23 protein-coding genes and 1 tRNA gene are annotated in these 24,305 nt (G+C 65.1%); 21 read left to right on the forward strand and 3 right to left on the reverse strand.

Features of this window, described 5'->3' with window-relative positions; genetic code table 11:
* Positions 1-42 precede the first annotated feature (42 nt).
* The 4 genes from RPPS3_RS10320 (at position 43) to RPPS3_RS10335 (ending at position 3,729) form a co-directional block, all read left to right on the forward strand.
* The gene (locus RPPS3_RS10320; RefSeq protein ID WP_234820166.1) at positions 43-903 is read left to right on the forward strand and encodes an ABC transporter ATP-binding protein; all 861 of its coding nucleotides are present in this window, start codon (positions 43-45) and stop codon (positions 901-903) included.
* 226 nt (positions 904-1,129) lie between these two features.
* On the forward strand, positions 1,130-1,924 hold the full coding sequence (locus RPPS3_RS10325) for an ABC transporter permease (protein WP_107343990.1): 795 nt from the start codon (positions 1,130-1,132) through the stop codon (positions 1,922-1,924).
* A 58-nt stretch (positions 1,925-1,982) separates the two neighbouring features.
* The gene (locus RPPS3_RS10330; protein ID WP_107343991.1) at positions 1,983-3,005 is read left to right on the forward strand and encodes an ABC transporter substrate-binding protein; all 1,023 of its coding nucleotides are present in this window, start codon (positions 1,983-1,985) and stop codon (positions 3,003-3,005) included.
* Between the two features lie 7 nt (positions 3,006-3,012).
* Entirely contained in the window at positions 3,013-3,729 is a 717-nt protein-coding gene (locus RPPS3_RS10335) for an NUDIX hydrolase (RefSeq protein ID WP_107343992.1), read from the forward strand.
* A 56-nt stretch (positions 3,730-3,785) separates the two neighbouring features.
* Here the strand turns inward: RPPS3_RS10335 and bioB are convergent, their stop codons facing one another.
* On the reverse strand, positions 3,786-4,796 hold the full coding sequence (bioB, locus tag RPPS3_RS10340; protein ID WP_107343993.1) for a biotin synthase BioB: 1,011 nt from the start codon (positions 4,794-4,796) through the stop codon (positions 3,786-3,788).
* 269 nt (positions 4,797-5,065) lie between these two features.
* On the opposite strand from bioB, the gene RPPS3_RS24475 reads away from it, so the two are divergent.
* From RPPS3_RS24475 to RPPS3_RS10370, 7 genes are all read left to right on the forward strand, one after another.
* A complete protein-coding gene (locus RPPS3_RS24475; RefSeq protein WP_159059326.1) occupies positions 5,066-5,215 on the forward strand; it encodes a hypothetical protein in 150 nt (49 codons plus the stop codon).
* Positions 5,216-5,311: 96 nt separating this feature from the next.
* Positions 5,312-6,886 carry a 2-isopropylmalate synthase gene (locus RPPS3_RS10345; RefSeq protein WP_107343994.1) on the forward strand — a complete coding sequence of 525 codons (1,575 nt, stop codon included), beginning with the start codon at positions 5,312-5,314 and terminating at the stop codon, positions 6,884-6,886.
* 223 nt (positions 6,887-7,109) lie between these two features.
* Positions 7,110-8,114, forward strand: coding sequence for a TRAP transporter substrate-binding protein (locus tag RPPS3_RS10350; RefSeq protein ID WP_107343995.1), 1,005 nt, complete (start codon positions 7,110-7,112; stop codon positions 8,112-8,114).
* Positions 8,115-8,252: 138 nt separating this feature from the next.
* Positions 8,253-8,837, forward strand: coding sequence for a TRAP transporter small permease (locus tag RPPS3_RS10355; protein WP_107343996.1), 585 nt, complete (start codon positions 8,253-8,255; stop codon positions 8,835-8,837).
* Entirely contained in the window at positions 8,834-10,159 is a 1,326-nt protein-coding gene (locus RPPS3_RS10360) for a TRAP transporter large permease (protein WP_107343997.1), read from the forward strand. The genes RPPS3_RS10355 and RPPS3_RS10360 overlap by 4 nt, the downstream gene beginning before the upstream one ends.
* Positions 10,160-10,291: 132 nt before the next feature.
* Positions 10,292-10,891, forward strand: a complete 600-nt coding sequence (locus RPPS3_RS10365; protein ID WP_107343998.1) for a Spy/CpxP family protein refolding chaperone — start codon at positions 10,292-10,294, stop codon at positions 10,889-10,891.
* 344 nt (positions 10,892-11,235) lie between these two features.
* Positions 11,236-11,311: transfer RNA gene (locus RPPS3_RS10370), tRNA-Lys, on the forward strand.
* Positions 11,312-11,745: 434 nt separating this feature from the next.
* Here RPPS3_RS10370 and RPPS3_RS10375 read toward each other — a convergent pair.
* Entirely contained in the window at positions 11,746-12,240 is a 495-nt protein-coding gene (locus RPPS3_RS10375) for a MarR family winged helix-turn-helix transcriptional regulator (protein WP_234820168.1), read from the reverse strand.
* Between the two features lie 164 nt (positions 12,241-12,404).
* On the opposite strand from RPPS3_RS10375, the gene RPPS3_RS10380 reads away from it, so the two are divergent.
* The 10 genes from RPPS3_RS10380 to RPPS3_RS10425 all read left to right on the forward strand — a co-directional run bounded on the left by RPPS3_RS10380 (position 12,405) and on the right by RPPS3_RS10425 (position 23,150).
* A complete protein-coding gene (locus RPPS3_RS10380) occupies positions 12,405-13,682 on the forward strand; it encodes an amidohydrolase/deacetylase family metallohydrolase (RefSeq protein WP_107343999.1) in 1,278 nt (425 codons plus the stop codon).
* A gap of 94 nt (positions 13,683-13,776) precedes the next feature.
* Entirely contained in the window at positions 13,777-16,068 is a 2,292-nt protein-coding gene (locus RPPS3_RS10385; RefSeq protein ID WP_199852222.1) for a xanthine dehydrogenase family protein molybdopterin-binding subunit, read from the forward strand.
* Positions 16,065-16,895 (forward strand): FAD binding domain-containing protein, encoded by an 831-nt coding sequence (locus tag RPPS3_RS10390; RefSeq protein ID WP_107344001.1) that lies wholly within the window; start codon positions 16,065-16,067, stop codon positions 16,893-16,895. The genes RPPS3_RS10385 and RPPS3_RS10390 overlap by 4 nt, the downstream gene beginning before the upstream one ends.
* Positions 16,892-18,079 carry a xanthine dehydrogenase family Fe-S subunit gene (locus tag RPPS3_RS10395; protein WP_107344002.1) on the forward strand — a complete coding sequence of 396 codons (1,188 nt, stop codon included), beginning with the start codon at positions 16,892-16,894 and terminating at the stop codon, positions 18,077-18,079. The genes RPPS3_RS10390 and RPPS3_RS10395 overlap by 4 nt, the downstream gene beginning before the upstream one ends.
* 77 nt (positions 18,080-18,156) lie before the next feature.
* Positions 18,157-19,311, forward strand: a complete 1,155-nt coding sequence (locus tag RPPS3_RS10400; protein WP_107344003.1) for an ABC transporter substrate-binding protein — start codon at positions 18,157-18,159, stop codon at positions 19,309-19,311.
* 68 nt (positions 19,312-19,379) lie between these two features.
* Positions 19,380-20,252, forward strand: coding sequence for a branched-chain amino acid ABC transporter permease (locus RPPS3_RS10405; protein WP_107344004.1), 873 nt, complete (start codon positions 19,380-19,382; stop codon positions 20,250-20,252).
* Complete coding sequence (locus RPPS3_RS10410) at positions 20,249-21,283, forward strand: branched-chain amino acid ABC transporter permease (RefSeq protein WP_107344005.1); 1,035 nt, start codon at positions 20,249-20,251, stop codon at positions 21,281-21,283. Before RPPS3_RS10405 ends, RPPS3_RS10410 begins: the two co-directional genes overlap by 4 nt.
* A 32-nt stretch (positions 21,284-21,315) precedes the next feature.
* The gene (locus tag RPPS3_RS10415) at positions 21,316-22,089 is read left to right on the forward strand and encodes an ABC transporter ATP-binding protein (protein WP_107344006.1); all 774 of its coding nucleotides are present in this window, start codon (positions 21,316-21,318) and stop codon (positions 22,087-22,089) included.
* Positions 22,082-22,786 (forward strand): ABC transporter ATP-binding protein, encoded by a 705-nt coding sequence (locus RPPS3_RS10420; RefSeq protein ID WP_107344007.1) that lies wholly within the window; start codon positions 22,082-22,084, stop codon positions 22,784-22,786. Before RPPS3_RS10415 ends, RPPS3_RS10420 begins: the two co-directional genes overlap by 8 nt.
* Entirely contained in the window at positions 22,779-23,150 is a 372-nt protein-coding gene (locus RPPS3_RS10425) for a Rieske (2Fe-2S) protein (protein WP_107344008.1), read from the forward strand. The genes RPPS3_RS10420 and RPPS3_RS10425 overlap by 8 nt, the downstream gene beginning before the upstream one ends.
* A gap of 3 nt (positions 23,151-23,153) precedes the next feature.
* Here the strand turns inward: RPPS3_RS10425 and RPPS3_RS10430 are convergent, their stop codons facing one another.
* Positions 23,154-23,999, reverse strand: coding sequence for an alpha/beta hydrolase (locus RPPS3_RS10430; protein WP_107344009.1), 846 nt, complete (start codon positions 23,997-23,999; stop codon positions 23,154-23,156).
* Between the last annotated feature and the right edge of the window lie 306 nt (positions 24,000-24,305).

Genomic DNA, 24,305 nt, shown 5'->3' on the forward strand with positions numbered 1-24,305 from the left:
CAGCATGGCCGCCCGAGACGGCCGGGCGCAAGCCAGACTTGCATGTCGGCGCGCGGCGTTGAATGGTCGCGGCGAGCAGGCAAGCGGGGAGAGGGCGTGAATCAGACGGACAATGCGGCGGTGGCGCTGCAGAACGCCACGGTGGCGTTCCGCCTCGCCGATGCGCGTACCTATACGGCAGTGGAGCATGCGACGCTGACGGTGGCCGATGGTGAGTTCGTTGCCATCGTCGGGCCGACCGGCTGTGGCAAGTCGACGTTGCTCAATGTGGCGGCCGGGCTGCTGCGTCCCGCCGCCGGCGCGGTGCGGATCTTCGGTGCGCAGCTCGACGGCCTCAATCCGCAGGCCGGCTATCTGTTTCAGGCCGATGCGCTGTTTCCTTGGAAGACGGCAATCGACAATGTCGCGATCGGGCTGGAAATCGCCGGCACGCCGCGCAGCGAGGCGCTGAGCCGCGCGCACGGCTGGCTGGAGACGGTCGGGCTCGGCGCGTTCGCGCAGCGCTATCCGCACATGCTGTCCGGCGGCCAGCGCAAGCGCGTCGGGCTCGCGCAGGTGCTGATCCGCGATCCCAAGATCCTGCTGATGGATGAGCCGTTCGGCCCGCTCGATGCGCAGACCCGGCAGATCATGGGCAATCTGCTGCTGCAGCTGTGGAGCGCGCACAAGAAGGCGGTGCTGTTCGTCACCCACGATCTGGAAGAGGCGATCGCGCTCGCCGACCGGGTCGTGATCATGTCGGCCGGTCCATCCTCGCGCATCGTCGGCGACTGGCGCATCGAACTGCCGCGCCCGCGCGACATCTTCGAAATCCGCCTGACCCACGAGTTTCACGCGCTGCATCGTGAGATCTGGGCCGTGCTGCGCGAGCAGGTGATGAAGGCATATGGGCAGGTGGCGTGATGCATTTGACTCTGGTCGCTGACTTGCCCGGAGCACAGCGCGCTCCCTCTCCCGCTTGCGGGGGAGGGTTGGGGCGGGGGCGCCGCGCGGACGGCGCCTCGGTTCGGCGAAGCTCCAAGGATAGGCTTCCGCCGCGGACCCCCACCCCCGACCCCTCCCCGCAAGGGGGAGGGGAGAAGAGGGCGCTTCGCTTCGGTGCTACGTGGTCGCTTGGAGGGGCTGCGGCATGTCTCGCGTAAAGCTCCTCGCCCTGCAGCTCCTCGTCGCCATCGTCGCGCTGGCGGTGTGGCAGTTGTTCACCACGGTGCCGATCGCCGGCAAGCTGCTGCTGCCACCGTTCTTCTTCTCGACGCCGGTCGATGTCGCCAAGCAGGTGATCGCCTGGTTCGCCTCCGGCGTGATCTGGAAGCATTTGTGGATCACGTTGCAGGAGTCGCTGCTCGCCTTCGTGATCGGCTCGCTCGCCGGCGTTCTGGTCGGCTTCTGGTTCGCCCGGCAGCCGCGGGTGGCGGCGGTGTTCGATCCCTATGTGAAGATGGTCAACGCGCTGCCGCGCGTCGTGCTGGCGCCGATCTTCACGCTGTGGCTGGGGCTTGGGATCTGGTCCAAGGTCGCGCTCGGCGTGACGCTGGTGTTCTTCGTGGTGTTCTTCAACGTCTATCAGGGCGTCAAGGAAACCAGCGCGACACTGGTCGACAACGCCCGGATGCTCGGGATGAGCGAGCGGCAGATGATGCGCCACGTATTTTGGCCGTCGGCGCTGTCCTGGATGTTCTCGTCGCTGCACACCGCAATCGGCTTTGCGGTGGTCGGTGCGGTGGTCGGCGAGTATCTCGGCGCCGCGGCCGGGCTCGGCTACCTGATCCAGCAGGCCGAAGGGACCTTCGATGTCGCCGGCGTGTTTGCCGGGATGTTCGTGCTGTCGGTGTTCGTGATCCTGATCGATCTCGCGGTCAGCCTGGTCGAACGGCGCCTGTTGGTGTGGCGGCCGCAGCCGAGCGGGGCGCAGCAGGCGGACTAGAGCAGGGCGCGGCTTTGGCTTATTGTCCTTGCCGCTTCGTCTGGGGAGAACCAACGCCATGAAGGCCGACTTTCGACACTTCGCTGCGGCGCTCGCCGCGATCCTGCTCACCGCCGGCGCCGCTCAGGCGCAGAGCAAGGTGACGATCGCGATCGGCGGCGGCGCCTGCCTGTGCTATCTGCCGACCGTGCTGGCCAAGCAGCTCGGCGAGTACGACAAGGCCGGGCTCAACGTCGAACTGGTCGACCTCAAGGGCGGCTCGGATGCGCTCAAAGCCGTGCTCGGCGGGAGCGCCGACGTCGTCTCCGGCTATTTCGACCATACCGTCAACCTCGCCGCGAAGAAGCAGGAGATGCAGAGCTTCGTGGTGTACGACCGCTATCCCGGTCTGGTGCTGGCGGTGTCTCCGGCCCACACCGCGGAGATCAAGTCGATCAAGGATCTCGCCGGCAAGAAGGTCGGTGTCAGCGCCCCAGGCTCGTCGACCGATTTCTTCCTGAAGTATCAGCTGAAGAAGAACGGCATCGATCCGAACAACGTCTCGGTGGTCGGTGTCGGCCTCGGCGCCACCGCGGTAGCGGCGATGCAGCAGGGCCAGATCGACGCCGCGGTGATGCTCGATCCGGCGGTGACGATCCTGCAGGCGGCGCATGCCGACCTCCGCATCCTCAGCGACACCCGCACCGAGCACGACACCCGCGAGGTGTTCGGCGGCGACTATCCGGGCGGCGCGCTGTACGCCACCACGGCCTGGATCAAGGCGCATCCGAACGAGGCGCTGGGGCTGACCAAGGCGATCCTCGGCACGCTGAGCTGGATCCACGCGCATTCGGCTGAGGAGATCGCCGATAAGATGCCGGCCAACATCGTCGGCAAGGACAAGGCGCAGTACGTCGCGGCGCTGAAGAACACGATCCCGATGTACTCGACCACCGGGCTGATGGACCCGAAGGGGGCAGATGCCGTGCTGGCGGTGTTCAGCGTCGGCTCACCGGACGTGGCGAAGGCCAATATCGACGTCACCAAGACTTACACCAACGCCTTCGTCGAACAGGCGAAGGCGGCCGGTCCCGCCAAATAACGCTGCAATGAGCTCATCGCCGCCCGTTACTATCCACCGCGTCGGCCAGTTGGACCTCTGGGTCAGCGACTACGCGTGGCGATTCGCAGAGGCGCGCCGCGCCGACATCGATGCGCATTTCGAACGCCGGCAGGCCGAGCAGCCGAAGCTGTGGAACGGACGCGTGCTGATGGCGCGCCGGCCGCAGTTCGATGGCCCGTACTTCAGCGCCGAGTTCTTCGAAACCGACTTCGCCAGCTTCATGTGCTGGCGTGAATGGGAGTTTCCCGACGCCTCCGTGTTCAACGGCTTCGGCATGGGTGTGCTTCGCGCCAGCGACGGCGCGATCCTGCTCGGCGAGATGGGCGCCCACACTGCCAATGCCGGCCGGGTGTACTTTCCCGGCGGCACGCCGGACCCGTCCGACGTCCGCAACCGCCGGCTGGAGATGGCCTCCAGCGTGGCGCGCGAGGTGAAGGAAGAGACCGGGCTGACGCGGTTCGATTACCACGCCGCCGATCACTGGCACTGCGTCGAGGCCGGCGCCTCCGTGGCGATGCTGCGGATTCTGGATGTGGATCAGCCGGGCGAGGCGCTGAAGGCCCGGGTCGAAAAGCATCTGGCGAAAGAGGAACTGCCGGAGTTCAGCCGGATGTATCTGGTGCGTTCGAAGGACGATTTCCTGCCCTCGATGCCACGCTTCGTCACCGCCTTTCTGACGATGCTGCTGCGCGGCGAGGACTAATTACTTTCCCAACCGTCATGGCCGGGACCGGCCACGACGGTCTTTGGGGGCGCGTCTCAGCTGTGCGCGTGGACGCCGAGGTCGTCGCGCGGGGTGATGCCGAGGCGGTTGAACAGCGCGCGGTCCTTGCTGTCGCCCGGGTTCGGAGTGGTCAGCAGGGTGTCACCGATGAAGATCGAGTTGGCGCCGGCGAGGAAGCACAGCGCCTGCATCTCGTCGCTCATCGCGGTGCGGCCGGCGGCGAGGCGGACATCCGACTTCGGCATCATGATGCGCGCCAGCGCGATGGTGCGGACGAATTCGAACGGATCGACCGGCGTCGCGGTCTGGGCGATCGGGGTGCCCTCGATCGGGATCAGCATGTTGATCGGCACGCTCTCCGGATGCTGCGGCAGGTTGGCGAGCGTCCGCAGCATCTCGACACGGTCGGTCGGCTTCTCGCCGAGGCCGAGGATGCCGCCGCAGCACACCTTGATGCCGGCGTCCTGGACCTTCTCCAGCGTATCGAGGCGGTCGCCGAAGCTGCGGGTCTTCACCACCGAGGCGTAAAACTCTTCCGAGGTGTCGATGTTGTGGTTGTAGTAGTCGAGGCCGGCGTCGGCGAGCTGCTTGGCCTGATCGTCGGTCAGCATGCCGAGCGTCATGCAGGCTTCCATGCCGAGCGCCTTGACGCCCTTCACCATCTCGATCACCGGCGCCATGTCACGCTCCTTCGGCGAACGCCAGGCTGCGCCCATGCAATAGCGCGTCGCGCCGGCGTCGCGAGCCGCCTTGGCGGCCTCGATCACCTTAGCCGGCTCCATCAGCTTGGAGGCGGGCAGGGCGGTATCGTGATGGGCGGATTGGCTGCAATAGCCGCAATCCTCGGCGCAGCCGCCGGTCTTGACGTTGAGCAGCTGATTGCACTGGACCTGGTTCGGATCGAAGGTCTGGCGGTGAATCGTCTGCGCCCGGAACATCAGGTCGGCGAACGGCGCATGATAGATCGCCGCGGCTTCCTCGCGGGTCCAGTCGTGGCGGATGGTGGGGCTGGCGGCGGCAAGCGTGGAATGGGCGATCGAGTTCAACGTCGGTGCTCCGGTCGGGGTCGTTCGGCTGGTGCACAGCCATAAGCGGTTTCGGCGGGTGAAGAAACCCACGGCGACGCATCGCCAGCCCGACCATGGTTTAGGTCAGGGTTTCTGACGCTTTATCAGGGCTTTTGCCCACGATTTGGCGTTGCGAAACAGTGGCGAGGTCGTTTACAAGACTATCCGTTCGGTCCGTCGGACTCTTGCGTCAACCTAACGCTCTTTTAGCGGTTGTCGCCGACGATAGGACCCTGAAGGTGTCGGGAATGACGATTGGCAGCGGCAGCATTGGAATGGAAGGAACGGCGATCACCGCCGCGTCCGCGATTCCGGCTGTGCTGATTCCGACCGCCGCCGCTTTCGAAGCGCTCGAGACCCTCGCGCTTGGCGGGCTGCTGCTTCTTAGCCGCCCCTGAGGGCCGTCTGGGCAGTTTTGCCTGGGCACTCAGGGGATCGCACGACAGCCAGGCCCTCATGCGCCCGCGCGGCGCCCCGACCAAAGGACATTTTTCATGACCACCACCACCCAGTCCGAACAGGACCGCGTCATCATTTTCGACACCACCTTGCGCGACGGCGAGCAGTGCCCCGGCGCCACCATGACATTCGAGGAGAAGCTGAACGTCGCCCGGATGCTCGACGACATGGGCGTCGACGTGATCGAGGCCGGCTACCCGTTCGCCTCCGATGGTGACTTCGAGGCGGTGCATGAAATCGCCAAGCGCTCGAAGAATTCGGTGATTTGCGGCTTGTCGCGTGCGGCCCACAAGGACATCGACCGCTGCGCCGAGGCGATCAAGCCGGCCGAGCGCGGCCGTATTCATACCTTCCTGTCCACCTCGCCGGTGCACATGAAGTACAAGCTGCAGATGGACGCCGCGCAGGTCTACGAGATGGTGATCTCGTCGGTGACCCGCGCCCGCAACCACACCGACGACGTCGAATGGTCGGCGGAAGATGCCACCCGTACCGAGTTCGATTTCCTGTGCCGCTGCATCGAGGCGGCGATCAAAGCCGGCGCCACCACCATCAACTTGCCGGACACCGTCGGCTACGCGGTGCCGGAGGAATATCGTGAGCTGTTCCGCAAGGTTCGTGAGACGGTGCCGAATTCCGACAAGGCGCGGTTCTCGGTCCACTGCCATAACGACCTCGGCATGGCGGTCGCCAATTCGATGGCCGGCGTCGCTGGCGGCGCCCGCCAGATCGAATGCACCATCAACGGCATCGGCGAGCGCGCCGGTAACGCCGCCTTGGAAGAGGTGGTGATGGCGATGCGGGTGCGGCAGGACAAGTTGCCGTACTGGAACCGGATCGAGTCGACGATGCTGACTCACGCCTCCAAGACCGTATCGGCGGCGACCTCGTTCCCGGTGCAGTACAACAAGGCGATCGTCGGCCGGAACGCGTTCGCGCACGAGAGCGGCATCCACCAAGATGGCATGATCAAGAACGCCCAGACCTACGAGATCATGACGCCCGAAACGGTGGGCGTGAAGGGCACCTCGCTGGTGATGGGCAAGCACTCCGGCCGCGCCGGCTTGATCCACAAGCTGGAAGAGTTGGGCTACAAGCTGTCCCGCAACCAGATCGAGGACGTGTTCGTGCGGTTCAAGGCTTTGGCCGACCGCAAGAAGGACGTCTACGACGAGGACATCGAGGCCTTGGTCGACGAGCAGCTGCTGCACGGCCAGGACCAGATCAAGCTGATGTCGCTGACGGTGATCGCCGGCACCCATGGCCCGCAGCGCGCCACCATGAAGCTGGACGTCGACGGCCAGATCCGGATTGAGGAAGCCGAAGGCAACGGCCCGGTGGACGCGGTGTTCAACTGCATCAAGGCGCTGGTGCCGCACGATGCCAAGTTGGAACTGTATCAGGTGCATGCCGTCACCGAGGGCACCGACGCGCAGGCGGAAGTATCGGTCCGGCTGAGCCATGAAGGCCGCTCGATGACCGCGCGCGCAGCCGATCCCGACACCTTGGTGGCCTCGGCGAAGGCTTACCTGGGCGCGCTCAACAAAATCGTCGCCAAGCGTCAGCGCAGCGTGCGCGAAGATGCGCCGACGGTGGCCGTCGCCGGCTGATGCGTGAATAAGTCGCACAACCGCGGCTGACAGCTACAACTTCTGGAACGGTTCGAAAGGGCGATGCCGCTGTGCATCGCCCTTTTTCCGCGTTGCAGCAGTTGTTGACGGCGACCCTGCGAAGGGGCAATAGCCTTTCGTAGTGCTTCTCTGTATTGGTGCGGCTGGTAATCGAACGGGGCGGGGACGCGGGTGCGTTCCTCATAAGGAATCGGGAGAAAACATGCGTAAATCCATTCTAGCACTCGCATCGATCGCCGTGCTCGGGCTCGTCGGCCCGGCCGCCGCGCAGTCGCCGATCGTCATCAAGTTCAGCCATGTGGTGGCGCCCAACACGCCGAAGGGCATGGCCGCCGATAAGTTCAAAGAGCTCGCCGAGAAGTACACCGACGGCAAGGTCAAGGTCGAAGTCTATCCGAACTCGCAGCTGTTCAAGGACAAGGAAGAGCTCGACGCGCTGAAGCTCGGCGCTGTGCAGATGCTCGCGCCCTCGATCTCGAAGTTCGGCCCGGCCGGCGTGAAGGAATTCGAAGTCTTCGATCTGCCCTACATCCTGCCGGACATCGCCGCGCTGCGGAAGGTGACCAACGGTCCGGTCGGCGCCAAGCTGTTCAAGCTGCTCGATTCCAAGGGCATCACCGGTCTCGCTTATTGGGACAACGGCTTCAAGATCATGAGCGCGAACAAGAAGCTGATCGCGCCGGAAGACTACAAGGGCCTGAAGTTCCGGATTCAGTCGTCGAAGGTGCTCGACGCTCAGTTCCGCGCGCTGGGCGCGATCCCGCAGGTGCTGGCGTTCTCCGAAGTGTATCAGGCGCTGCAGACCGGCGTCGTCGACGGCCAGGAGAACACGCCGTCGAACATGTACACCCAGAAGATGCACGAAGTGCAGAAGTACACCACCGTCACCAACCACGGCTACATCGGCTACGCGGTGATCGTGAACAAGCAGTTCTGGGACGGCATCCCGGCCGACGTCCGTGCGCAGCTCGACAAGGCGATGAAGGAAGCCACCGAATTCGGCAACAGCCAGTCGCAGAAGGAAAACGAGGAAGCCCTCGAGGAGATGAAGAAGTCGGGTAAGACCGAGATCATCACCCTGACGCCGGAGCAGAACCTCGCGATGCGCAAGGCGATGGCGCCGGTGTACGACGACGTCGGCGGCCGCGTCGGCAAGGCTCTGATCGAAGAGTTCATCAAGGAAAGCGGCGGCGGTCCGACCAAGTAACATTTGCGAACGGGCGCCCGCGTTTCGACGCGGGCGCCCTCTGCTTTTGCCGGACCGCAGGGGCTGCGGGACTGGAATCAAGCGACGGCCGTCTTCTCGTCCTCACCGCAGCGACCGGCCGATCCACAGGGGGAATCTATGGTCCTGCGCATCCTGGACAGGCTCGAGGAAATTCTGATTGCCACGATGATCGGCGGCGCCACGCTGCTGATTTTCATCGCGGTGATGCACCGCTATCTGGTCGGCATCCCAATCCTCTATCCGATCCTGTTTCCGATCGACCTGTCGTGGGCGCAGGAACTGTGCATCTACATGTTCGTGTGGATGGCGAAGTTCGGTGCCGCCTACGGCGTGCGCACCGGCATCCATGTCGGCGTCGACGTGCTGGTCAACGTGATGCGTCCGAACCTGCGCAAGGCGACGATCCTGTTCGGTCTGTTCTGCGGCGCGTTCTTCACCTTCATCATCGGCTCGATGGGCGCCAAATTCGTCTACGGCCTGATCGATACCAACCAGACCTCGCCGGATCTCGAGATCCCGAGCTGGATCGTTTATCTCTGCATTCCGCTCGGTTCCTATCTGATGTGCTTCCGCTTCCTCCAGGTCGCCTACCACTTCTGGCGCCATGATCATCTGCCGCATCACGACCACGGTCAGGTCGAGGGCATCGACGAACCACATATGCCCGGGTCCGCGGCCGCAGCGGCGGAGGCGGTGCGATGAACACCGCAATCATCTTCGGGCTGCTGATCGCTCTGATGCTGACCGGCATGCCGATCTCGATCGCGCTCGGTCTCACCGTGCTGTCGTTCGTCGTGCTGATGACCAACGTGCCGATGGAAGCGGTGTCGTTGAAGCTGTTCACCGGCATCGAGAACTTCGAGATCATGGCGATCCCGTTCTTCATCCTGGCCGGCAACTTCCTGACCCACGGCGGCGTCGCCCGCCGCATGATCAACTTCGCTACCACGATGGTCGGCCACTGGTACGGTGGCCTCGGCTTGGCCGGCGTGATGGCCTGCGCGCTGTTCGCCGCGGTTTCGGGTTCCTCACCCGCGACCGTGATCGCGATCGGCTCGATCATGCTGCCGGCGATGGTGAAGCAGGGCTTCCCGAAGCGGTTCGGCGCCGGCGTCATCACCACCTCGGGCGCCCTCGGCATCCTGATCCCGCCGTCCATTGTCATGGTGGTGTATGCGGTGGCGACCGGCGGTTCGATCGCGCTCGATCCGGACGGCAATCGCGTGTCGTCGGCCTCGGTCGGCCAGCTGTTCATGGCCGGCGTCATTCCCGGCATCATGCTGGCCTCGCTGCTCGGCCTCACGACCTTCTACCGCGCCTGGAAGCACGACTATCCGCGGCTGCCGAAGGCGAGCTGGGCCGAGCGGTTCGACGCGTTCCGCAAGTGCGTTTGGGGCCTCCTGCTGATCGTGATCGTGCTCGGCGGCATCTATGCCGGCATGTTCACCCCGACCGAAGCGGCGGCGATCAGTGCGGTGTACGCCTTCATCATCGCAGTGTTCGTCTATCGCGACATGCGCCTGCGCGATGTCCCGCGGGTGCTGCTCGGCTCGGCCAACATGAGCGCGATGATCCTCTACATCATCACCAACGCCGTGCTGTTCTCGTTCCTGATGGCCAACGAAAACATCCCGCAGCAGATCGCGACCTGGATGTCGACCGCGGGCGTGAACTGGGTCTGGTTCCTGCTGGTGGTGAACATCCTGCTGCTGCTCGCCGGCAACGTGATGGAGGCGACCTCGATCGTGCTGATCATGGCGCCGATCCTGTTCCCGGTGGCGGTGAAGCTCGGCATTCACCCGGTCCATCTCGGTATCCTGATGGTGGTGAACATGGAGGTCGGCATGTGCCACCCGCCAGTCGGCCTCAACCTCTACGTCGCCTCCGGCATCGCCAAAATGGGCATTACCGAGCTGACGGTGGCGGTGATGCCGTGGCTGCTCACCATGCTGGCGTTCCTGGCGGTGGTCACTTACGTGCCCGAGATCTCGCTGTGGCTGCCGCGGATGCTCGGTATGTTGTAGTTGGTGTCCGTTCGTTTCGGTCTGCTAACAGCACATTACATCTTGGTAATACGGCCTCGTCTGTCCAATCGTTAAGTTGAAGCCGCCGGGCAGGGCGCTCATCTTCATGGCTACCTTTTGAAGGAGGTTGCCATGAAGAAGGTTCTGCTCGCCGGCGTCGCCGCGCTCGTGTTCGCCGGTTCGACGGCGGCTTACGCCGAGCATCGCGGCTGGTTCGATCATGGCCGGCACGCATTCAGCGCTCAGGATCGCAGCGCGTTCGCCGACGCCAAGATCGCGGCCGTGAAGGCCGGGCTGCAGCTCACCCCCGATCAGGAGAAGCTGTGGCCGCCGGTCGAGGCCGCGGTGAAGGATCTGGTCAAGCTGCGGATCGACCGCGCCCAGGCGCGGATGAAGGCCCGCGACGACGACCGCGAGCCGCGTGATGCCGATCCGGTGGCACGGCTGCGGGACCGCGCCGATTCGATGGCCGCGACCGCGGCTGCGATGAAGAAGATCGCCGACGCCGCCGACCCGCTCTACAAATCGCTCGACGACAGCCAGAAGCGCCGCCTGCGGGTGCTGACCCGGATGGAGGGCGGCGGTTTCGGCTGGCGCCATCATCACGGCTTCATGCACCGCGACCGTGACGGCGACGACGATCGCGGCCCGCGCTGGGAGCGCGGCGGCCGCGGCCCGATGATGGACCGGCACGGCCCGATGGACGACGGCGACGGCCCGAGCCGGCTTTGACTTAGACTTCGACAAGGACCTCCGGCGGCCGCATAAGCCGCCGGAGGTCACTTCCAGATTCACCTTAGACCGTCTCCGACAGCGGTCATGCGTCCTCGGAAGAGCACGAGCCGGCCGTTTGGCAGGTCCTCGCGCGCCGCGCATCGGATTGTGGGAGAACAGGAGGCTTCGGCAGGAGCGCACGGCCGTCTTGGCCTGCTTCAAACCCGCTGAAACTGCTGCGATTTTCGCGACCCGAAGTTTCTCCCCACAGATGTGAAAAAAGTCGTCCGCATTGCTGGACATCCCCGGTGGGCTTTGCTAAACGACGCCGTCCCCGCAAGGGACCCAGCCGAAACGGCTGCGGGCGCATAGCTCAGTTGGTAGAGCAGCTGACTCTTAATCAGCGGGTCCTAGGTTCGAGCCCTAGTGCGCCCACCACTTCAACCTTCTCATATGTTGAATGGTGTTAAAACACGACCGACGTGCAGACGCACGACGGCTTTGTGTTTCCTGACCGAACCTATGCAGGCGCTCGAGCGTATTGGCTTGATCTCCGTACGCCGCAATTCGCGCTGACCCTCTGTTGAGCAGCGCGTACGATTGATCCTCCGTAGACTGAGCCGATTGGTGTCGCGGAAGCGGCCACATCGTCTGTATTTGTTACGCGAACAAACGATCGCGACTCTCGTTCGCCAAAGCTCATCACATTGCAGATCAAATTCTTGCCAGGTGCGGCGATCAGTAAGCTGCTCGACGTTGCGCGATCCGCAAATTAGTTCCGTTCCAGAAGGTGAGCGCCTCTCGATCTCAGCGTTGATTTGAGACCAATGATCAACGTGTGAGCATCTTGCGAGTAAGGGACCAGCAGCGGTTCATTCGAGCGAGGGCGCCTCGGTGTCCTGGTTGGCATTCTGCGCAACGATGCGCTGCATCATTGCGACGAACTGAGTTCGCTCGCGTGCCGACAGGCCTTGCAGCGTCGCCTCGTGGGCGGAGCGGGCGGCGCCTTCGATCTTAGCCAGGAGATGAGCGCCGGCCTTCGTGAGGCGGCACAAGCGGGCGCGGCGGTCTTCGGCGTTGACCGGTCGCTCGACCAGGTGGCGGGCTTCGAGGCGTTTGAGTGCGCCGGTGGTCGTGGTTCGGTCGAGCGCGATGTCAGCCGCGAGCGTTGTTTGATCGGCGGTTTTGCGGGCCGCGAGCGCAGACAGCAGGCTGTATTGCAGCGGTGTGACTTCAAATTCAGCACATGCCTGCTGAAACAGCGCCACATGGATCTGGTGCAAGCGCCGGATCAGAAAGCCGGGACGCTGGGCCAAGGGCCAAGGTTCGTGCGTCGCCTCGACCGCGCGGAAATGCTTCTGCCGCAAGCGTTTCTCTCCATCTCTGCAAGCTGAACGGCCGGCGCCGCGCAGCGAAAATCAGTAACGCGATTCTCTCCGTCCTTGGTCTCTTAGACTTTGGCATAAGCCTTGCTAGATGCAAATGCGAAGCATGCTTCGTAATTTTGGTCAGGTTCGTGGAGAGCAGTTCGATGTCGGTGAGTGCCAGCTTTGATCTTCTGTTGCGTGGCGGGCGCGTGATCTGCGCGGCGTCCGGCATCGATGGCGTGATGGATGTCGCGGTGAGGGGCGGCAAGATCGCCGCCGTGCAGAAGGACATTCTGCCGTCGAGCGCCAAGGAGGTGGTGGACGTTGCCGGCCAGCTGGTGCTGCCCGGGCTGATCGATACGCACGCGCACATCTATCAGTATGTGTCCGGCCGCTTCGGCATGAACCCCGATATGGTCGGCGTGCGGTCGGGCGTCACGGCGCTGATCGATCAGGGCGGCCCGTCTTGCATGACGCTGCCGGGCTTCCGTCACTTCATCGCCGAGCCGGCGAAGTCGCGCGTTTATGCGTTCCTGTCGGCGTATCTGGTTGGTGGCCTGGAAGGTCATTACTACCCGCAGCTCTACAGCCCGGAGGGCGTCGACATCGACGCCACCGTGAAGGCCGCGCGCGCCAATCCGGACATCGTGCGCGGCATCAAAGCGCATGCGGAGATCGGCGGCTTTGCACGCTGGGGCATTCGCGTCATCGAGATGGCGGCGGAGATCGGCCGCCGCGCCGAGCTGCCGGTGTATGTGCATTTCGGCCAGCTCTGGGGCCTGCCGGAGAGCGGCGCCAATGGCGAAGACGCCGACACGATCCTGACCCGCGTCATTCCGCTGCTGAAGGAAGGCGACGTGCTGGCGCATCCGTTCACGCGCCACCCTGGCGGCTTCATCAATCGCGAAGGCGTCGTCCATCCTGTGATTCAGGCGGCGCTCGATCGCGGTCTGAAGGTCGATGTCGGCCACGGCAGCCACTTCTCTTATCGGCTTGCCAAGAAGGCGATCGCCGCTGGCATCGTGCCGACGACGCTTGGCGCCGACATTCACGGCTACAACACCCATGTGCCGGCGCCGGCCGGAACGCCCGATCAGCACGAGGACGAGGAGAACCATCCGTTCGCCGGGCAGGCCAAGTTCAGCCTGGTGCAGGCGATGAGTTCGATGATGGCGCTCGGCCTGTCGCTGGAGCAGGTGGTGCCGATGGTCACCGCCAATCCGGCCAAGATGATCAATCGAGCCGATGAGATTGGCGCGCTGAAGGTCGGGATGGCGGCGGACGTGTCGGTGCTGACGCAGCGCGCCGGCCGCTTCGTGCTGCGCGACAATGAGAACACCGAAGTCATCGCGGACAGCCTGCTGCAGCCGGCCTTCTGCCTGCGCGCCGGCGTTCGCTACGACGCCGACGCCGCGATCCTGCCCGAAGCCGTTGCAGCCTGAGGAGGGATCGGCGGTGCACGGACGGATCGATCAGCGTCAGGGCAGCGGGCAGGGCGTCGGTGCACGCCTGCCGCGCAAGGAGGACGATCGCCTGATGCGCGGTCGCGGCCAATACGTGGCCGACATCCGCCTCGCCGGGATGCAGGACGTCGCCTTCGTGCGCAGTCCGCTGGCGCATGCTCGCCTCCGCGGCATCCATGTGCCGGAAGCGTATCGCGACCGGGTGTTCACCGCCGCGGATCTCGTTGGTGTCAATCCGATCCGGGCGGTGTCGGGACTGCCGGGCTTCAAGATCTCCGAACAGCCGGTGCTGGCGACCGAAAAGGTCCGGCAGGTCGGCGAACTGATCGCGATGTGTGTCGCGCCGACGCGCGCTGAAGCCGAGGATATCGCGGCCGCCGTGGTGCTCGATCTCGAAGAGTTGCCGGCGGTGCACGACATGCGGCAGGCGCGCGCACCCGGTGCGCCGCTGGTGCACGAGCATTGGGGCGATAACGTCTTCCTCGAAACCAATTTCGAGGTCGACATCTCGGCGGCGCTCGACGCGCCCGTCAAAGTGTCGCGCGAGATCACCACGGCGCGGCAGTGTATGGCGCCGCTCGAAGGCCGCGGAGTGGTCGCCAGCTTTGATCACCGGCTCGATCAGCTCGTCGTCACGACCTCGGCGCAGATGCCGCATATCAATCGGAGCGGCCTTGCCGAATGCCTCGGCATGGACCAGGGCCGCATCCGGGTGATCTCGCCGGATGTCGGCGGCGGGTTCGGGCACAAGGGCATCCTGCTGCCCGAGGAAGTCTGCCTGTCGTGGCTGACGATGCGGCTCGGCCATCCGGTGCGCTGGATCGAGGACCGTCGCGAACATCTCACTGCCAGCGCCAATTGCCGCGAGCATCATTACAAGATCACGCTCTATGCCGATCGCGATGGCAAGCTGCGCGGGATCGATTGCGAGGCGACGGTCGATTCCGGCGCGTACTCGTCCTATCCGTTCTCCGCATGCCTCGAAGCCGCGCAGGTCGCCAGCATCCTGCCCGGGCCGTATGTGATGCCGGCCTATCGCTGCCGGACCTTTTCAGTCGCGACCAACAAATGTCCGATCCTGCCGTATCGCGGCGTCGCGCGCACCGGTGTCTGCTTCGCGCTGGAACTGATGCTCGATCTCGTCGCGGCCGAAACAGGGCTGGAGCCGAGCGAAGTGCGGCTGCGCAATTTGGTGCGGCCCGAGCAGATGCCGTTCGACAACATCACCAACAAGCATTTCGACAGCGGCGACTACCCAGAAGCGATGCGGCGGGCGCTGGAGGCCATTGATATCGAGGCCCTGCGCGCGCGGCAGCGCCGCGGCGAGCCGGACGGACGCCGTATCGGGCTCGGCGTGTCGATCTATTGCGAGCAGGCTGCGCACGGCACGTCGGTGTATTCCGGCTGGGGCATCCCGATGGTGCCGGGCCATGAGCAGGCAACGGCCCGGCTGACCCCGGACGGCGGGCTCGAACTGCGCGTCGGCGTGCATTCGCACGGCCAGAGCATGGAAACCACGCTGGCGCAGGTCGCCCACGAGATGCTCGGCATCGATGTCGGCAACGTGCGGATCATCCTGGGCGACACGGCGATGACGCCGTATTCGACCGGCACATGGGGCTCGCGCTGCGCCGTGATGGCCGGCGGAGCAGTGGCGACCGCGTGCGGCGATCTCGGCGACCGCATCAAGCGCATCGGCGCCAAGCTGCTGCAGCAGGATTTGGCCGACGTCGAACTGCGCGACGGCGAGGTCCACGGCCCGAACGGCAGCGTGACGCTGCGCGAGATCGCCCACACCTGGTATCGCCGCCCGCAGGATCTGCCGAAGGATGTCGATCCCGGCGGCCTCGACGTCACCTCCGGCTACAAGCCGCAGCGCGATAGCGGCACTTTCAGCTACGCCGCGCATGCGGCGGTCGTCGCCGTCGATCCCGATCTCGGCGCGGTCGAAATTCTCGACTACGTGATCGTCGAAGATGGCGGCGTGCTGATCAATCCGATGGTGGTCGACGGCCAGATTTTCGGCGGCCTCGCGCAGGGCATTGGCACCGCGCTCTATGAAGAGATGCCGTTTGATGCGAGCGGTCAGCCGCTGGCGACGACATTTGCGGATTATCTGTTGCCAGGCCCGACCGAAGTGCCGGCGCCACGGCTCGATCACATGGAGACGCCGGCGCCCTATACGCGGTTCGGCGTCAAGGGGATCGGCGAGGGTGGTGCGATCGCGCCGCCGGCCGCGATCGCCAACGCCGTCAACGACGCGCTGCGGCCCTATGGCGCTGAACTGATGCGGTCTCCGATCACGCCGCATCGTGTGGTCGAAGCGTTGATCGCGGCGCAGAACGCGCGGAGGGCGGCCGCATGAAGCCCGCGCCGTTCGATTACGCCCGCCCGCGCGATCTCACCTCTGCATTGGCGTTGCTTGCCAGCAACGCCGGCGCCAAGGTGATGGCCGGCGGCCAGTCGCTGGGGCCGATGCTGAACCTGCGGCTGGCGCAGCCGGAGCAGATCGTCGACATCACCGCCATCGACGAGCTGAAGCAGGCCGAGATCCGCGGCGACGAGCTGGTGCTCGGCGCCTGCGTCACCCACGCCGATATCGAAGACGGCCGCGTCCCGGACGTCAGCGCCGGCGCGATGCGGAGCGTCGCGGCCAATATCGCCTATCGCGCGGTGCGCAATCGCGGCACGATCGGTGGCTCGCTGAGCCATGCCGACCCGGCTGCCGACTGGGTGTCGGTGCTGACGGCGCTCGGCGCACGCGTGACGCTGCGCAGCGCATCCGCAAGCCGACAGGTGTCATTGTCCGAATTCATCGTCGGTGCGCTGCAGAGCTGTTTGCAGCCCGGCGAACTGGTGGCTGCGATCCATATTCCGAAGCGGTCTGGTGCGGCTCATTGGGGCTATGTGAAGGCCTGCCGCAAGACCGGCGAGTTCGCGCACGGCCAGTGCGCGGCGCTGATCGATCCCGGCGCGGGCAGTGCGCGAATCGTCATCGGCGCGCTCGATGCCGCACCGGTCCTGATCGCGAAGCCGGCCGAGCTGTTCGGCGGCCGTGTCGACGCCGACTACAAGACCCGGTTCGATCCGCGCGTGGCGGACCGATTGCTGAACGAAGCAGGCGTCACCGATGCCGTGCATCGCCACATCCATCTCACGGTGCTGAAGCGCGCCCTGCAGGAGGCCGCATGAGCACGCTGGCGCTGACCGTCAACCGCTGTGCCGTCGATTGCCGGTCCGAGCCGCGCACCAGCCTCGCCGACCTGGTGCGCGATCAACTCGATCTGACCGGTACGCATCTAGGCTGCGAACACGGCGTCTGCGGTGCCTGCACGGTGTTGATCGACGGCGTTCCGGCGCGTTCGTGCATCACCTTCGCAGCGGCTTGCGAAGGCGCTGCTGTCACTACCATCGAAGGACTCGACGACGACGAGATCGCGACCGAACTCCGCGCCGCGTTCACACGCGAACACGCGCTGCAATGCGGCTACTGCACCCCCGGCATGCTGGTGTCGGCGCGCGATCTGGTGCTGCGGCTGCCCGATGCGGACGAGCATCAGATTCGTATCGGCATGAGTGGAAATCTCTGCCGCTGCACCGGCTATGTCGGCATCGTCCGCGCAGTGATGTCGGTGATTGCCGCGCGTCGCGCGCGTGGCATCCAACCCGTCGTCGGTGGGGGGCGTACGATACTTGGGCCGGCTGGATCGGGGCATGGCGCGGCGAAGGCCGATCTCCGTGTGGCGTCGCCGTCTGCGGCGGCGAGCGTAACAGCGACTCGTCCGGCTGCTGCGATTGCTGACTTCACGCCGACCGCCACGATCGAGCAGGCGTTCGAGGTGCAGCATCCGCCCGCGGACGTCGCTGCGTTGTTCGCAGATGTCGCCGCGGTCGCTGCCTGTTTGCCTGGCGTCGCTCTGACCAACGCCGCCGATCCCAATCGCATCGAAGGCGAGATCCGCGTGCAGGTCGGGCCGATCGCGGCGCAATTCGCGGGCGTCGCCCGGATCGAGCGTGCCGCTGACGGCTGCTCGGGTCGCATCATCGGCACCGGCAATGATCGCCGCAGCCGGTCGTCGACCCAGGGTGAAATCCGCTACCGACTGACGCCGCTGGGTGAGGGGCGCGTGACACGGGTCGATCTGACGATCGGCTACACGCTCACTGGTCTGCTGGCGCAGGTCGGACGTAGCGGCCTGGTGCGCGATCTTGCGCGACGGCTGGTCGATCAGTTCGCAGCCAATCTCGAACGCAAGCTGTCCGGTGAGACGGTCGGTCCTGCTCAAGCTGCACAACATCTCAACGGGCTGGCACTTCTGCTCAGCCTGATAAGGGCGCGGCTGCCGCGCTGGCTGGGAGGGACGTCCCGCCATTAGCGGCGGGCGAAGTCGACGTGCGACGGACGCCGGGGGCGGCGTCCGGTGAAACAACAAACGATCACGGAGAAACGAGGATGATGCGAACCCTGCGGACTGCTTCTGTCATCGCGCTGGCGACGGCGTGCCTGATGGCCTCGGCCTCGGCCGAGACGATCAAGATCGGCGTCAACGAACCGCTGACCGGCGCCTTCGCGGCGTCGGGCACTTACGTCGTCAACGGCGCCAAGATCGCCGCAGACGAGATCAACGCCAAGGGCGGCGTGCTCGGCAAACAGATCGAACTGGTGATCGAGGACAACAAGAGCAACCCGACCGAAGCGGCCGCGGTTGCCGAGAAACTGATCACCCGCGACAAGACGCCGGTGATGATGGGCGCCTGGGGATCGAGCCTGACGCTGGCGGTGATGCCCAAGCTGATCGAATACGAAGTGCCGATGGTGGTGGAGACCTCATCCTCGGGCAAAATCACCACCACGGGTAATCCCTACATCTTCCGAATTTCGCCGCCGTCGGCGATCGAGGCCGCCGCGTTCGCCAAGATCATCGACAAGCTCGGCCTGAAGAAGGTCGACTTCCTGGTCATCAACAACGATTGGGGCCGCGGCGCCGCCGAGGACTTCGGCAAGATGATGAAGGAGAAGGGCATCGGCGTCGGCCTGGTCGAGACCATGGACCAGGGCGCGCAGGACATGAGCGCGCAGCTGTCCAAACTGAAGGGCTCGGACTCCGAAACGATCATCGTCACTGCCGCGGTCGATCAGTTGACGCTGCTCTTCAAGCAGGCGGCCGCGCTCGGCCTGAAGAAGCGGATTATCACCACCGGCGGTTCGCAGAACCCCGACCAGATCATCGCCCAGGCGGGGGCCGCCGCCAACGGCACGATGCATCTGACGACCTTCCTGCCGTGGTTCCCGGACAAGACGCCGAACCCGGAAGCGACGACGTACTTCGTCTCCGAATGGAAGAAGCGCGGCTTCGACTTCGCGGGCTGCACTGAGAGCTTCCGCGGCTATGACGGCATCCGCACCGCGGCGGCCGCGATCGAAAAGGCCGGCAAGGCCGAGCCGGCCGCGATCAAGGCCGCGCTGTGGGACATCAAGCTGAAGGGCCTCAACGGCGACATTGTGTTCCAGAAGTCCGGCCCCGCCGGCAAGGAGAGCGGCCAGAGCCAGCCCAACGTGTACCTGATCGAGATCGCCGACGGCAAAGTCGGGATGAAGGACCTCTGATCGCACGACACGACCACCGGCGAGGCGCAACCAGCGCCTCGTCCTTCCCCGGCAGGTGAGGATCGACCTTGGGCGAATTACTCCAGCATCTCATCAACACGCTCGTGCTCGGCGGCACCTATGCGCTGCTCGGCATCGGCCTCACGCTGATCTTCGGCATCATGAATGTCGTGAATTTCACCCATGGCATTCTGTACACTTTCGGTGCCTACGTGATGTTCATTGTGGTGCAGAAGCTCGAGCTGAACTTCTTCGTCGCGTTGCCGCTGGCGATCGCAAGCGGTTGGGCCCTCGGCGCGCTGGTGGAATTGACGCTGCTGCGACCGCTGCGGGGCTCGGACATCGACACCACCATGCTGGTGATGATCGGTGCCTGGATCGCAATGCAGTCGGCGACTTTGTGGGTGTGGGGCGGCGTCGCCAAATCGGTGCCGACGCCGTTTCCGGACGCGCCGCTGGAGATCGGCCCGATCTCAGTGTCGTGGCTGCGGCTGTTCGTGCTGCTCGCTGCCGGCGCGTTGATCGTGCTCACTTACGTGCTGATCAACCGCACTCGGCTCGGCAGCGCGATGCGCGCGACCTTCCAGGATCAGGACACGGCAGCGCTGATGGGCGTCAACGTCAACCTGATCTACACCTCGACCTTCGCAATGGGCTCGAGCCTCGCCGCCGCGGCCGGCGCACTGCTCGGCCCGGTCTACGTGGTCTATCCAGCGATGGGCGATCTTGCCGCCGTCAAAGCGTTCGCCATCGTCATTCTCGGCGGTCTCGGCAACATCACCGGCGCGGTGATCGGCGGCGTTATCCTGGCGCTCGCCGAAGAGCTGGGCGCCGGCTACATCTCGTCCGGCTATCGCGACGCGATGGGCTTCCTGATCATCATCGCCGTGCTGATCTTCCGCCCGACCGGGCTGTTTCCTCGTGCGGAGCGCGTCGGATGAAACTGTTGCTGTCGATCATCATTGTCGCCGCGCTCGCCGCCGTTCCGCTATGGCTGAGCGATCCGTATCTGCTCAACGCGCTGATCACCACGGGGATCTTCGTGATCGGCGCGATGAGCCTCAATCTGCTGCTCGGCTTCACCGGCCAGCTCAGCCTTGGCCACATCGCCTTCTTCGGCATCGGCGCCTATGTCAGCGCGTTGACCTCGCTCGGCTTCAGCATCAGCCTGCCATTCGGATTGCACGTCGTGCACGAGCCGTGGCCGCCGCTGGCCGGCTTCGCGGTCGCCGTGCTGGTGTCGGCGCTGTGCGGCTATCTGGTCGGGCGGCTATCGTTCCGGGTGCGCGGCGCCTATTTCGTCATCGTCACCATCTCGTTCGCCGAGGTGGTGCGTTTGGTGGCGCTGAACTGGGTCGAGCTGACGCAGGGGCCGTTGGCGCTGACCAGCATTCCGCCGATGCAGGTGAGCTTCCCCGGGCTCGGCGAGTTCATCTTCCGCACCAAGCTGCACAACTACTACCTAGTGCTTGGCGTTGCCGTTCTTTGCTATCTCCTGATTGCCCGGCTGGTGCGTTCGCATGTCGGTCGGGCGATGCGTGGCTTGATGGAGAACGAGACTCTGGCGGTGTCGATCGGCATCGATGTCACCAAGACGTTGACGCTGGCGGCTGTGGTTTCGGCCGGCATCTGCGGCGGCGCCGGCAGCTTGTATGCGCACTACATCAAGATCATCGATCCTGAGGTTTTCGCCTTCATCAACACGGTGACGATGGTGATCATGGTGATCACCGGCGGCAAGGGCACGCTCGCCGGGCCGGTGGTCGGCGGGCTGATTTTCGGCTTGATGCCGGTGGCGCTCCGGCCGGTGATGGCGCCGGAGGCGCAGTGGATCGCCTATGGCAGCGCGCTGATCGTCATCCTGTTCATCATGCCGCGCGGCATCGTGCCGGCGCTGGTGCAGTGGCTCCCGCGGATGAAGTCGGTGGCAACGCCGAGTTTCGCCAAGCGCGGCGTCGAGGAGGGCGCATGATGACAGCCTCAGTAGCCTTGAAGCAGCCTGCGATGCGGACGGCGCTGAGCGTCGACAAGGTCGCGATGCACTTCGGCGGCCTCGTTGCGATCTCCGACATGACGTTCTCGGTCGGCGAGGGCGAGATCGTCAGCTTGATCGGCCCCAACGGCGCCGGCAAGACCACGGCATTCAACGTCGTCACCGGCTTCCTGACGCCGACGCACGGAGACGTCACCTATCGCGGCCAGTCGCTGCGCGGGATGAAGCCGCAGGCGATTGCCGATCTCGGTCTGATCCGCACCTTCCAGCGCACAAGCGTGTTTCCCAACGACACGGTCTACGACAACGTCCTGATTGGGCTGCATCGCCGCGGCCGGGTCGGCGTGCTGCCGTCGGTGCTCGGGCTGCCGCGGGTGCGGCGGCTGGAGGCGGAGCTGAAAGAGAAGGCGGCCGAGCTGGTCGAATGGGTCGGCCTCGGCCGCCGTGCGCATGATCTCGCCGGCTCGCTATCTTACGGCGAGCAACGCCTGGTCGGCGTGGCGCTGGCGCTGGCCGCCGAGCCGTCGATGCTGCTGCTCGACGAACCGGTGTCCGGCATGAACGCATCGGAGACGCATACCTTCGTCCAGCTGATCCGGAAGATCCGCGATCGCGGCATCACTATTCTTCTCGTGGAGCACGACATGCCGATGGTGATGAGCGTGTCGGATCGGATCGTGGTGTTGAACTATGGCCGCATCATCGCCGAAGGGACGCCGGACGTGATCCGCAACGATCCGGCGGTGATCGAAGCTTATCTCGGCCAGGGGGTGAAGCATGCTTGAGCTCATCAACGCTGTATGCGGCTATGGCGGCGTCACCGCGCTGCAGGGCATCACCTTCGAGGTGAAGGCTGGTCAACTGGTCGCGTTGATCGGAGCCAATGGCGCCGGCAAGAGCACGACGCTGCGGGCGATCTCCGGCCTTGTGCCGCTGCGTGCCGGCGCGCTGCGGTTCGACAACGAAGTGCTCACAGGCGCGCGGCCGCCGCGCATCCTCAAATCCGGCATTGCGCATTGCCCGGAAGGCCGCCGCGTGTTTCCGCATATGACCGTCGAGGAAAACCTCGACATGGGTGCTTATCTGCGCAGCGATCGATCCGAGGTGGCCGCTGACCGCGATCGGATCTACGGCGAGTTTCCGCGACTTGCCGAGCGCCGCAAACAGGCCGCTGGAACGCTGTCCGGCGGCGAGCAGCAAATGCTTGCGATCGGTCGTGCGCTGATGAGCAGGCCGCGCCTGGTGATGTTCGACGAGCCATCGCTCGGGCTGGCGCCGAACATCGTCGAGCGCACCTTCGCGATCATCCGCCGCATCCGCGACACCGGCACCACGGTGCTGCTGGTTGAGCAGAACGCCTTCGCAGCACTCGACATGTGCGACCACGCTTACTTGCTCGAAGGCGGCCGCATCGTGTTGTCGGGCACCGGCGCCGAGCTGATCGCCAATCCGCACGTCCGCAAGGCGTATCTCGGTGGCTGAGGATTGGACCGGCGGCGTTGCGCGCTCTCAGGACCAATGGTTTCCGGTTTGCAGCCTGCCGCGGCTGACGGCCGAGGGCATCGTCGCGGTTCGTGTGGCCGGCGTTGATCTCGCGTTGATTTCGGACGGCGGCATGGTGTCGGCGTGCGAGCGGGCCTGTCCGCACGAGCAGGCAGATCTCGCCTGCGGACGAGTGGTCAACGGGCGGCTGGCCTGTCCGCGCCACGACGCCTCCTTCAGCCTGATTGACGGAGCCATCTCGGACGGCTGGCCGAGCCGGCCGTTACGGCTCTATCCGGTCCGGGTCGAGCGCGGCGAAGTGTTGATCAACGCCGCCGCGCTGAAGCCTCCGCGCGAGAGCTGAGCTTCAGTCGATCAGCTCGCGCGCGGCCTTCACCAGCGCGCCGTCGGGCCGGCGGAGTTCGGCGAGGATCGAGAAGTGGTCGTGGCCGGCGAGCGGCAGTAGCCGCCCCGGTGCACCTGCGGCCTGACGGCGTGCGTACAAGTCCATCGAATCCAGCACCAGCGCCGGCAGTTCGTTGGCGCCGTAAGCAAGATCGAGCCGCTTGTCGATCATCGGCTGCCGCAGCGGCGACAGTTGTTCGATCTCGTCATCGGTCAGTTGCAATGCCTTGTTGAGACCGGTGTCGCGGATCGGGCCGAGATCGAACACGCCGGAGATCGACAGGCCCGCGGTGACCAGCGGATGATCCAACGTGATCGCCACCAGATGTCCGCCGGCGGACCAGCCCGAGGTGACGATGGGGCCGGCGACACCATGCTCGGGGCCGTGCGCCGCGAGCCAGTCGAGCGCGGCGCGGCTTTCGTCGACGATCGTGGTGAGCGACACGTCGGGCGCCAGCGAGTAGCCGGGGATTGCCATCGACCAGCCGTGCGCGGCGATGCCTTCGACCAACATGGCAAATAGCTCGCGCGAATTCTTCTGCCAATAGCCGCCATGCCAGAACACGAGGCAGGGCGCGTCGCGCTCGGCCGCGGGATAAAGGTCGATCTTGTTGTTCGGGCGTGGGCCGTAGGGCAGGTCGAGCACCGACTTCAACGTCTCACGCGCCTGCGCGGACGAGGAGTTGCGTTCGGCGATCAACTCGGGGCTGTTCTTGACGGCGCTGTTGTTGTCGTAAGCCGCGTCGCGCTCGCTTTGCGAAAGTTGCGCCCAATTGGTGCGGGGATCGGTAGGGCGGTCATTCGTCATTACGGCTCCATTCGGCTGTGGGCTGATTTCCGCCAGCTTTGCAGTAATGCCGCTCGCCTGTCGACCGCATTGTCCAGGCAGATGCCGCCTCGCGATTAATCAGGTCCGCGGACAACGGACATCAGCGGTCAGAGCGTGATCATGGAGGGGCGGCCCCGTTCGCTGGGGAGCGTCGGCTCGCGTACATCGCGCGAACAGTCGTCGGCCTGTGCTACGCCGCACCACTTGAAGTTGTTGCGCCGGCTACCGCGACCGCCGTTCGCGCGTCATCCATGGCAGCCGCTGGCCACAGTCATTGTCACCACA

Origin of the sequence: Rhodopseudomonas palustris (genome assembly GCF_003031265.1) — a bacterium.
Lineage (GTDB): Bacteria > Pseudomonadota > Alphaproteobacteria > Rhizobiales > Xanthobacteraceae > Rhodopseudomonas > Rhodopseudomonas palustris_H.

Excerpts from the sequence above, each read along its gene's own strand:
- RPPS3_RS10355 (WP_107343996.1), top strand. The coding sequence starts at position 8,253 with ATGGTCCTGCGCATCCTGGACAGGCTCGAGGAAATTCTGATTGCCACG.
- RPPS3_RS10360 (WP_107343997.1), top strand. The coding sequence starts at position 8,834 with ATGAACACCGCAATCATCTTCGGGCTGCTGATCGCTCTGATGCTGACC.
- RPPS3_RS10390 (WP_107344001.1), top strand. The coding sequence starts at position 16,065 with ATGAAGCCCGCGCCGTTCGATTACGCCCGCCCGCGCGATCTCACCTCT.
- RPPS3_RS10420 (WP_107344007.1), top strand. The coding sequence starts at position 22,082 with ATGCTTGAGCTCATCAACGCTGTATGCGGCTATGGCGGCGTCACCGCG.
- RPPS3_RS10365 (WP_107343998.1), top strand. The coding sequence starts at position 10,292 with ATGAAGAAGGTTCTGCTCGCCGGCGTCGCCGCGCTCGTGTTCGCCGGT.
- RPPS3_RS10330 (WP_107343991.1), top strand. The coding sequence starts at position 1,983 with ATGAAGGCCGACTTTCGACACTTCGCTGCGGCGCTCGCCGCGATCCTG.
- RPPS3_RS10400 (WP_107344003.1), top strand. The coding sequence starts at position 18,157 with ATGATGCGAACCCTGCGGACTGCTTCTGTCATCGCGCTGGCGACGGCG.
- RPPS3_RS10415 (WP_107344006.1), top strand. The coding sequence starts at position 21,316 with ATGCGGACGGCGCTGAGCGTCGACAAGGTCGCGATGCACTTCGGCGGC.
- RPPS3_RS10320 (WP_234820166.1), top strand. The coding sequence starts at position 43 with ATGTCGGCGCGCGGCGTTGAATGGTCGCGGCGAGCAGGCAAGCGGGGA.
- RPPS3_RS10385 (WP_199852222.1), top strand. The coding sequence starts at position 13,777 with ATGCGCGGTCGCGGCCAATACGTGGCCGACATCCGCCTCGCCGGGATG.
- RPPS3_RS10325 (WP_107343990.1), top strand. The coding sequence starts at position 1,130 with ATGTCTCGCGTAAAGCTCCTCGCCCTGCAGCTCCTCGTCGCCATCGTC.
- RPPS3_RS10345 (WP_107343994.1), top strand. The coding sequence starts at position 5,312 with ATGACCACCACCACCCAGTCCGAACAGGACCGCGTCATCATTTTCGAC.
- RPPS3_RS10350 (WP_107343995.1), top strand. The coding sequence starts at position 7,110 with ATGCGTAAATCCATTCTAGCACTCGCATCGATCGCCGTGCTCGGGCTC.
- RPPS3_RS24475 (WP_159059326.1), top strand. The coding sequence starts at position 5,066 with ATGACGATTGGCAGCGGCAGCATTGGAATGGAAGGAACGGCGATCACC.
- RPPS3_RS10395 (WP_107344002.1), top strand. The coding sequence starts at position 16,892 with ATGAGCACGCTGGCGCTGACCGTCAACCGCTGTGCCGTCGATTGCCGG.
- RPPS3_RS10380 (WP_107343999.1), top strand. The coding sequence starts at position 12,405 with ATGTCGGTGAGTGCCAGCTTTGATCTTCTGTTGCGTGGCGGGCGCGTG.
- RPPS3_RS10430 (WP_107344009.1), bottom strand. The coding sequence starts at position 23,999 with ATGACGAATGACCGCCCTACCGATCCCCGCACCAATTGGGCGCAACTT.
- RPPS3_RS10410 (WP_107344005.1), top strand. The coding sequence starts at position 20,249 with ATGAAACTGTTGCTGTCGATCATCATTGTCGCCGCGCTCGCCGCCGTT.
- RPPS3_RS10335 (WP_107343992.1), top strand. The coding sequence starts at position 3,013 with ATGAGCTCATCGCCGCCCGTTACTATCCACCGCGTCGGCCAGTTGGAC.